Source organism: Streptomyces fuscigenes, from assembly GCF_021556455.1.
GTDB classification, from domain to species: domain Bacteria; phylum Actinomycetota; class Actinomycetes; order Streptomycetales; family Streptomycetaceae; genus Streptomyces; species Streptomyces fuscigenes.
The window spans coordinates 1-7,123 of the sequence record NZ_JAKGCV010000289.1 but is presented as its reverse complement, the minus strand read 5'-3'; the positions used below and the strand labels follow the sequence as shown (position 1 = coordinate 7,123).

The 7,123-nt window shown below is 71.6% G+C and carries 8 protein-coding genes and 2 pseudogenes; 2 read left to right on the top strand and 8 right to left on the bottom strand.

What is annotated here, in order from left to right:
- The 8 genes and pseudogenes from L1885_RS20285 to L1885_RS20250 form a co-directional block, all read right to left on the bottom strand.
- Positions 1–468 (bottom strand): GvpL/GvpF family gas vesicle protein (locus L1885_RS20285; protein ID WP_235798586.1); only part of this gene is annotated, 468 nt, incomplete at its 3' end.
- 557 nt (positions 469–1,025) lie between these two features.
- Positions 1,026–1,274, bottom strand: a pseudogene (locus L1885_RS29515) (gas vesicle protein); the annotation flags it as partial.
- Positions 1,275–1,363: 89 nt separating this feature from the next.
- Positions 1,364–2,575 carry an SRPBCC family protein gene (locus tag L1885_RS20275; protein ID WP_235798585.1) on the bottom strand — a complete coding sequence of 404 codons (1,212 nt, stop codon included), beginning with the start codon at positions 2,573–2,575 and terminating at the stop codon, positions 1,364–1,366.
- A complete protein-coding gene (locus tag L1885_RS20270; protein WP_235798584.1) occupies positions 2,568–3,323 on the bottom strand; it encodes a hypothetical protein in 756 nt (251 codons plus the stop codon). Before L1885_RS20270 ends, L1885_RS20275 begins: the two co-directional genes overlap by 8 nt.
- A 105-nt stretch (positions 3,324–3,428) precedes the next feature.
- Positions 3,429–3,686 carry a gas vesicle protein GvpG gene (locus tag L1885_RS20265; protein ID WP_235798583.1) on the bottom strand — a complete coding sequence of 86 codons (258 nt, stop codon included), beginning with the start codon at positions 3,684–3,686 and terminating at the stop codon, positions 3,429–3,431.
- Between the two features lie 396 nt (positions 3,687–4,082).
- Positions 4,083–4,796 carry a GvpL/GvpF family gas vesicle protein gene (locus L1885_RS20260; protein WP_235798582.1) on the bottom strand — a complete coding sequence of 238 codons (714 nt, stop codon included), beginning with the start codon at positions 4,794–4,796 and terminating at the stop codon, positions 4,083–4,085.
- A gap of 3 nt (positions 4,797–4,799) precedes the next feature.
- Complete coding sequence (locus L1885_RS20255) at positions 4,800–5,234, bottom strand: gas vesicle structural protein GvpA (protein WP_235798581.1); 435 nt, start codon at positions 5,232–5,234, stop codon at positions 4,800–4,802.
- 123 nt (positions 5,235–5,357) lie between these two features.
- Entirely contained in the window at positions 5,358–5,669 is a 312-nt protein-coding gene (locus L1885_RS20250; protein WP_235798580.1) for a gas vesicle protein GvpO, read from the bottom strand.
- 464 nt (positions 5,670–6,133) lie between these two features.
- Here L1885_RS20250 and L1885_RS20245 point away from each other — a divergent pair, with 464 nt between their 5' ends.
- Entirely contained in the window at positions 6,134–6,271 is a 138-nt protein-coding gene (locus L1885_RS20245; protein WP_225018557.1) for a DLW-39 family protein, read from the top strand.
- Positions 6,272–6,478: 207 nt separating this feature from the next.
- Positions 6,479–7,123: pseudogene (locus L1885_RS20240) on the top strand (hypothetical protein); the annotation flags it as partial.

The window sequence follows — 7,123 nt, the reverse complement described above, 5'->3', positions numbered from 1 at the left end:
GTCCGCGCCGGTGGCGCCGGTCCCGGCGTCCGCGGGCGCCGGGGCGGGCCGCGCGGCCCGGTCGGGCGCGGTCGGGGTCGCGTACACCTTGACGCCCAGTTCCTCCTGGCCGTCGAGCCAGTCCAGCAGCCCCCCGAACTCGCCGGCGCCAGTGTCCAGTACGTCGGCGACGCGCCCGTCGTCGAGGTAGACGGTCGCCAGCCGCATCGGCAGCACGGTCGTCACGGCGTGCACGGCGTCCACCACGGCGTTGTGGGCCCGGGCCAGGACCTCCAGCTGTTCGAGGTCGTTCAGGCGTGCCTCCAGCCCGCGGGTGCCGAACTCGCCCTCGGGGACGGACGCCACGACCGCGGCGAGGCCGCCGCGCCGTACGAGGCGCAGCGGCGGCGCGGAGGGCACGGCGGGAGGGTCGGGGGCGTCCGCGCGGCACACCGCGTACACGTACGAGACCGTCTCGGCGTCCGGCATCACTCCTCCTCGTTCCCGTTCTCGTCCTCGTCGCCGTCCTCGGCCCGGGAGGCGCCACTGCCGGAAGCGCTGGAGTCGCCGTCGCCGTCGCCGTCGCCGTCGTCGCCGGAGTCGTCCGAGGAACGGTCGGAGGACTGCGGACGGCGGCGGGCCGTGCGGGTCCTGGACGGGCGCGGGGCGCGGCGGGCCGGCCCGGCGCCGCCCTCGTCGCCGTCACCCGCGTCATCGGCGTCCCCCGCGTCACCGGCGTCGTCTTCCTCGTCGGACGCGCGAGCGCGGCGGCGGGGCCGCCTGCGCTCCGGGTCCTGCCCGGACGACCTGGTCCGCTTCGGGCGCCGCTCGCGTCCCGAGGGCTCGGGCTCCTCCGGTGCGCCGTCCGAGCCGGCCTCCCCGCTCAGCCCCGCCGCGCTCCGCAGCTCGGCGATCTCCGCGCGCAGACGGGCGATCTCGTCGGACTGCGACGCCGGTTCCAGCTGCTCGTGCTCCTCGGGGGCCTGCACGGCGGGCTGGGCGCGGGCACCCTGGTGTCCCGCGGACATCTGGCGCCCCGGCCCCTCGTCGCGCGCGCGGGAGGACAGCGACGGGTCGTGCTCCCACCAGTCGATGCCCATCTCCTTCGCCTTGTCGACGGAGGCCACGAGCAGCCGCAGCTTGATGGTCAGCAGCTCGATGTCGAGCAGGTTGATCTGGATGTCACCCGCGATCACGATGCCCTTGTCGAGGACGCGCTCCAGGATGTCCGCGAGGTTCGCGGAACTCCCCTGCGAGCCCGCCCCGTAGGGGGCCCCGGCCGGAGATCCGCCCATGCGGCCTGACAGCGAGTCGGACACGTCGGTTCACCCTTCTCCCGCTCGTGGTGCGCGTGCCCCGCCCCGTCGGCGGGGCGGGGCCGCGGTCACCGTCGTCCCGCGTACTCGCGGTCGTCGTCGGCCTCGTCCGCCTCGTCGGCGTCCTCCGGCTCGTCGTACTCGTCGTACGGCTCGCCGTCCTCGCCGTCCTCGCCGTCCTCGGCGGCGCGGGGCTCGTCGTCCTCCCGGTCGTCGTCGGCCTCGTCGTCGGCCTCGTCGTACGCCCGGTCGTCCTCGTCCTCGTCCTCGTAGACGCCGTCCTCAGCGTCCTCAGCGTCCTCAGCGTCCTCAGCGTCCTCGGCGTCCTCGGCGTTCTCGGCGTCTTCGTCGGCGAGGTCGTCACGCTCCTCGTCGCCGTACTCGTCGCCGTCCTCCGCGTCCTCGGGCGCCTGCGCGTCCTCCTGCTCGCGCTGCTCGTTCTCCTCCTCCTCGCGCTGCATCGCCTCGTCGTGGTCCATCACGACCTCGCCGTCGCGGATCTCGCCGCGCCAGGAGTCGGTGGCCTCGCCGCGCATCATGATGAACTTGCGGTAGAGCTTGAGGTCGAGCCGCGCGCGGCGGCCCTGGGCGCGCCAGATGTTGCCGGTCTTCTCGAACAGCCCCTTGGGGAAGTACTCGAGGACCAGGAGCACGCGGGTCAGGTTCTCCGTGACCGCGTGGAAGGTGACGACGCCCTTGACGGTGCCCTTGGCGCCCTCGGTCGTCCACGTGATGCGCTCGTCCGGGACCTGCTCGGTGACGTTGGCCTTCCAGCTGCGCGTGGACTTCGCGACCTTCACCTTCCAGTTGCTGGTGGTGTCGTCGCCCTTCTCCACGCTGACCACGCCCTTGGCGAACGTGGAGAACTCCTGGAACTGCGTCCACTGGTCGTACGCCGTGCGCACCGGCACACCGACGTCGATGTCCTCGCTGATGGTGACGGACTTCGACTTCCCGCCGCCGCCCTTGCGGCCCTTGCCGAACAGGCCCTTGATCTTGTCCTTCACCGTGTTCTTCAGCTGGTCCTTGCCGACGGCCTTCACGGCGTCCATCGGGGACTTGCCCTCGGTCAGGGCCTGCCCGCCCTTGGCGAGGCTGCCCATGAGGCCCCCGCCCGGGTCTCCGAGCTTGCCGGCGCTGTCGCCGAGCTTCTGGCCGAGGTTGGTGACGGTGTGGGTGGCCTTCGCCATCATGTAGTTGCGCAGTTCCTCCTTGAGCCGGTCGGCGGCCGGGCTCTCGGATATCTCCTTGCGCAGCGAGCTCAGGGTCGAGTCAGCCATTGCCGCCGCCTCCCCGGTTCGCGGCCTTCCGGGCCGTGCCGGAGGCCGTCTTGCGGGCCGAGGACGTACCGGAGGACGCCTTGCGCCCCGACGAGGCCGTCTTGCCGGCCGTCTTGCGGGCCGAGGACGTGCCGGAAGCCGTCTTGCGCGCGCCTCCCGAGGCCGTCTTCTTCGCCGCTCCGGAGACGCGGGTGCGGCTCTTCGAAGCGGTCTCGCTCGGTGTCGTGGCCCGTGCCTTCGGCGCGGCCTTCGAGCTGCTCGGGGAGCGGCGGGTCTTCGGGCGTGCCGAGGGCGCGGGGGAGTCGTCCTCCTCGTCGCCGTCCCGGTCGTCACGGGTCTGGCGGCCGTCGTCCCCGTCGTCCTCCTCGGGGCCCGGCTCGTCGTGCTCGTCGTCGTACGCCTGCTCGTCGTCCTCTTCCGCGGAGTCGTCGGAGCCCGCGGACCGGCCGCCGCCCTCCAGGGTGCGGGTGCGCTCCTGCAGCGAGTCGGCGAAGCCGCCGAGGCGCTTGGTGAGCGCCGAGGTCGCCGCCTGCTTGGTGGTGTCGAAGAGTTCCTTGCGGACCTGGTCGTTCAGGCCGCCCAGCAGCTTCGAGTCGCTGAGCATGGACCCCAGCTGCTTGGGGTCGAGGTTCAGCTTCTTGCCGGCCAGGAACATCCCGAGCCCGATGGCCATCTTGGCCTTTTTCGTACGTCCCAGCAGATAGCCGCCGACCAGGGCCGCGCCTATCTTGGAATTGTTCGTCGTCATCTGTTGCGCACCTCGTTCTCCCTGTGATGAGAACCGCTGTCCGGTGTGCGGGCTCCGGACGCCGTACCGCCTGCCCGGGGGCCGGACGGACGAACGCCCACGGTTTCAAGAATCGAGACCGAGTCGCCTGCGCTCGTGCTGGATGAATTCCAACTGGTCGAGCAGTTCGTCCTCACGTCGGTCGAATTCCTCTTCCGATATCCGGCCGGCGAGAAGATCCTTTTCAAGATCCGCCAGTTGGCCGCGGACCGGTCCGGGGTCGTAGTACTCCTGCTCCGCCGCGGTCATCACGTGTCCGAGTACCCAGCCGAAGCCTCGGACCGGGGCGACCGGGAGAGTGAGGATCTGCGTGATGAGTCCCATGAGTCCCTTCCCTTGTCGTCCCCCCTCGGAGATGCCGTCGCCATGCGGAGTCCCCGCGGCTCGGACTCGCCGATTCCGGGCCTCCCGATGCCGGGATTCCCGGTTCGGTCGTTCTCGGGATCCCTTTCGCGGGTCCCGTGGGCGTTCTCCCCGTTCCCGCGGGAACACCGTCCCGACGGGCAGTGGGGAAGAGGACCGTTCCGTGCCGGGCCGGTGCTCACCGGTGATCCGACACGGTCCGGGGCCGACCGCTGACAGACCGCGTCGCACGGCCGGCCCCCGGGGACCTCTCCACCCTTTGTTCACTTCTCTGTCGTCTGCCACGCTTCGGCGGGCCTATGCGTCCGGGGCTCCACGGGAATTCCCCACGGGCTCCGCGAGGCGCCGACCGCGGTCTCAGACGAAGCTGTAGGGCGGCAGCGGGCCGTTCAGCCGGAACGTGTACGCCTCGGAGTGCCGCTCCGCCTCCTCGTGCACCGCCTGGGAGAACGCGGCCGCCTTGTCGCGCTTGACCAGGAACGACGCGTTCAGGAACGTGTCCTGCGTGGCCTCGGCCGCGACCTTGTTCAGGGCTCCGGGGGCGAGCCGCTCGCTCATCTCCTCGGCCTCGCGGTGCTGGCGCGCCTTGACCTCTTCGGTGATCAGCTCACCGAGCCGCATCTTCTCGTTCTGCGCGCCGGGGTTCTCCCGCGTGTAGTGGTTGAGCCTGCGGATCTCCTCCGACTCGTTCACGATCTCCGACAGGAGGTCGTCCTCGTCGCGCGAGACCTTCACGTTGAACTCGAGGCAGCCGTCGAGCTCGGCGAGCCGCTCCTTGTAGCCGTCCAGGTTGTCCCGGAGCGCGGCGGCCACCTGGTCGTCGTCCGGCCCCACGAGCCCGAAGCGCATGGGCAGCACCGCGCCGTCCGCCATCAGGCTCTCCAGCACGGCCTGGTGCGCGGCGACGTCCCGGCGCTTGGCGCGCAGGCCGTCGGGCGCGTCGCTGACGACCGCCGTCAGCTGGTCGGTCCGCACCGCGCGGACCGGGTTCTCGCCCTCGCCGACCCCCTTGAGCCCATCGAGCTTCGCCGGGTGGTCGGACGCGGTGATCGCGTATACGTACGTGGACACGGACTACTCCTCCCGGCGACGCGTCGTGCGGCGGCTGGACGTGGACTTGCTGCTGCTGCGTTCGCGCTCACGCTCGCCGTCGTCACCGCTGCCCTGCAGGGACTCGGTGATCGCCTCGACCGCTCCGCTCAGTGCCCCTTTGCTCTTCCCCTTGGCCCCGCTCTCCATGGTGTTGCCGACCAGGTCGGTGAGGCCGCTGGGCTTGTTGCGGCCCGACTCCAGGTCGAGCCTGTTGCACGCCTCGGCGAAGCGGAGATAGGTGTCCACGCTCGCGACGACGACACGGACGTCGATCTTGAGTATCTCGATGCCGACGAGCGAGACGCGCACGAAGGCGTCGATGACAAGGCCCCGGTCCAGGATCAGTTCCAGGACGTCGTAAAGATTTCCCGAGCCACCACCGCTGGTGGGGGCACTGGACTGCTGCACTACGCTCACTTTTCTCTTCCTCTCACTGCTGGAAGCGCCGCGGAAGTCCTTCCGGCCGGTCACCTTGCAGTTCGCGGTTCCCACCCTGTGCACGCGTCGTCATGCGGACGCGTGAACGGGGCGCGCACCGTTTCAGCGGTCGACCTTTCCCCGCGGGTAGCGCTGGATCCTTTCGTAGCCGATCAACTCACCGTCCCCGTCCAGGTCGACGCGGTAGGACGCCATGACGCTCGACGTGTCCGGAATGCGCTCGATCTCGACCACCTCGACCGCGGCCGTCCATCCGTCCTCGGTCTTCTTCACGGCCGAGACCGAATCCGGTTCGTTCCCGAGCAGCCCGGAGAGCTGCTCTGCCGCGCGGCGCATCGCCTCGGGAGCGGCCATCGGCTTTCGCCTGCCGCCACCGCTCCTCTTCTCCCTGCTGTCGCTCTCGGAATTCGTCATGGTCCTGTCCGTGGCATCGTGGAAGGGACGCGTACCGGGCCGGTCCGCCGCGTTCTGCAATTGCATGGGGGCGACCGCTGGAATTGCGGCGCATCCGACCGGTACGGGCTCTTGTTTTTCGCGTACGGTCCGCGTGCCCGTCTGCCGAGGACCTATGCCTGTTGTGTGTCAGCCGTGCGGATTTCCGGTGGTGCACGTGGTGCCGGCGGGTGCGCGGGTCTTCACCTTCCGTGCACGCGGGCGCAGTCGGGCCTGGTGAGGGCCCTGTGCGGGGGCCGGCCCCGGTCCGGGACGGCCGGGTGCGAAGGCTTCCGGAAGGCGTGTTGTGACGCGGATCAAAGCGCTCCGGACGGTGCCCGAGGGGGCCGGGTGCGGGGGCCGCGACAGGTCACCGATCGATATCGACCGGTGTGTATAGTCGGCGGCAGAAGGTCCCCTACGTCAATGAAAGACGAGGTCGCGCGGTGAAGAAGCTTCTCCTGGTCGCACTGGCCGCCATCGGCGGGTTCCTCGTGTACCGCCAGATCCAGGCGGATCGCGCCGAGCAGGATCTGTGGACGGAGGCGACCGACTCCGTGCCGTCCTCCGGAGCCGACGCCTGAGGCACACGCACTCCGCACACAGTCCTGAACGAGCCCCGGCCGCACGCAGCGGCCGGGGCTTCGTGCTGCCCGGGCACGCAACGAGGTGACGTACGGTGCCCGGACGGCCGCGCGCTGGCACGGACGGGGCTGCCGGGGCAGGATGGGCCGGACACCGGGCGGCGCCGGACCCACACCACCGCCCGTCCGCCGTCGGCAGGGGGGAAAGTGACGGTTCGTCAGCCAGGCGGGTCCGCGCGCGGCTCCGCGTCCGGGCGGGGGCGCCGCGGCGGCCGCCGCCGCGCGCTGCCGTCCGCGCTCGGAGCCGCGCTCTGCGTCGCCGCGCTCCTGGGCACGGTGTCGGCCGCGGCACCGGGGCGGGACCCGTCGGCCGCACCGTCCCCGGGTTCCTACGCGTTCGATCCCGGAGCCCGGCACGTCACGGGGGCCGCGTCGACGGCGGACGCCCCGGCGCTGGCGGCGGGCGCCACCTACCGCGACACCGTCGGCCCGGGCCGCACCCTCGTCTACCGCGTCGACCTGGACGCGGCGGAGAGCGCGTACGTGTCGGCGGTCGCCGTGCCCCGGCCGGGCGCGAAGGTCGCCTACGGCGACGGCATCGAGGTGAGCCTGCAGGACCGCAACGGCCGCAACTGCAGCACCAACCAGTCCGAGTTCGGCGTCTCGACCGACTTCGCCCGGCCGCTCGCCGCGTACGCCTACCGCACGGCGGGCGGCCCGGCGGCGGCCTGCGCGGGGGCCGGCCCCTACTACGTGCTCGTGCGGCGCGACGGCGACGCCGGTCCGTCGGCCGGTGCCTGGGACCTGGAGCTGCGGCACGTGTCCGAGCCGGGCCTGGCGGCGGCGGGCCCC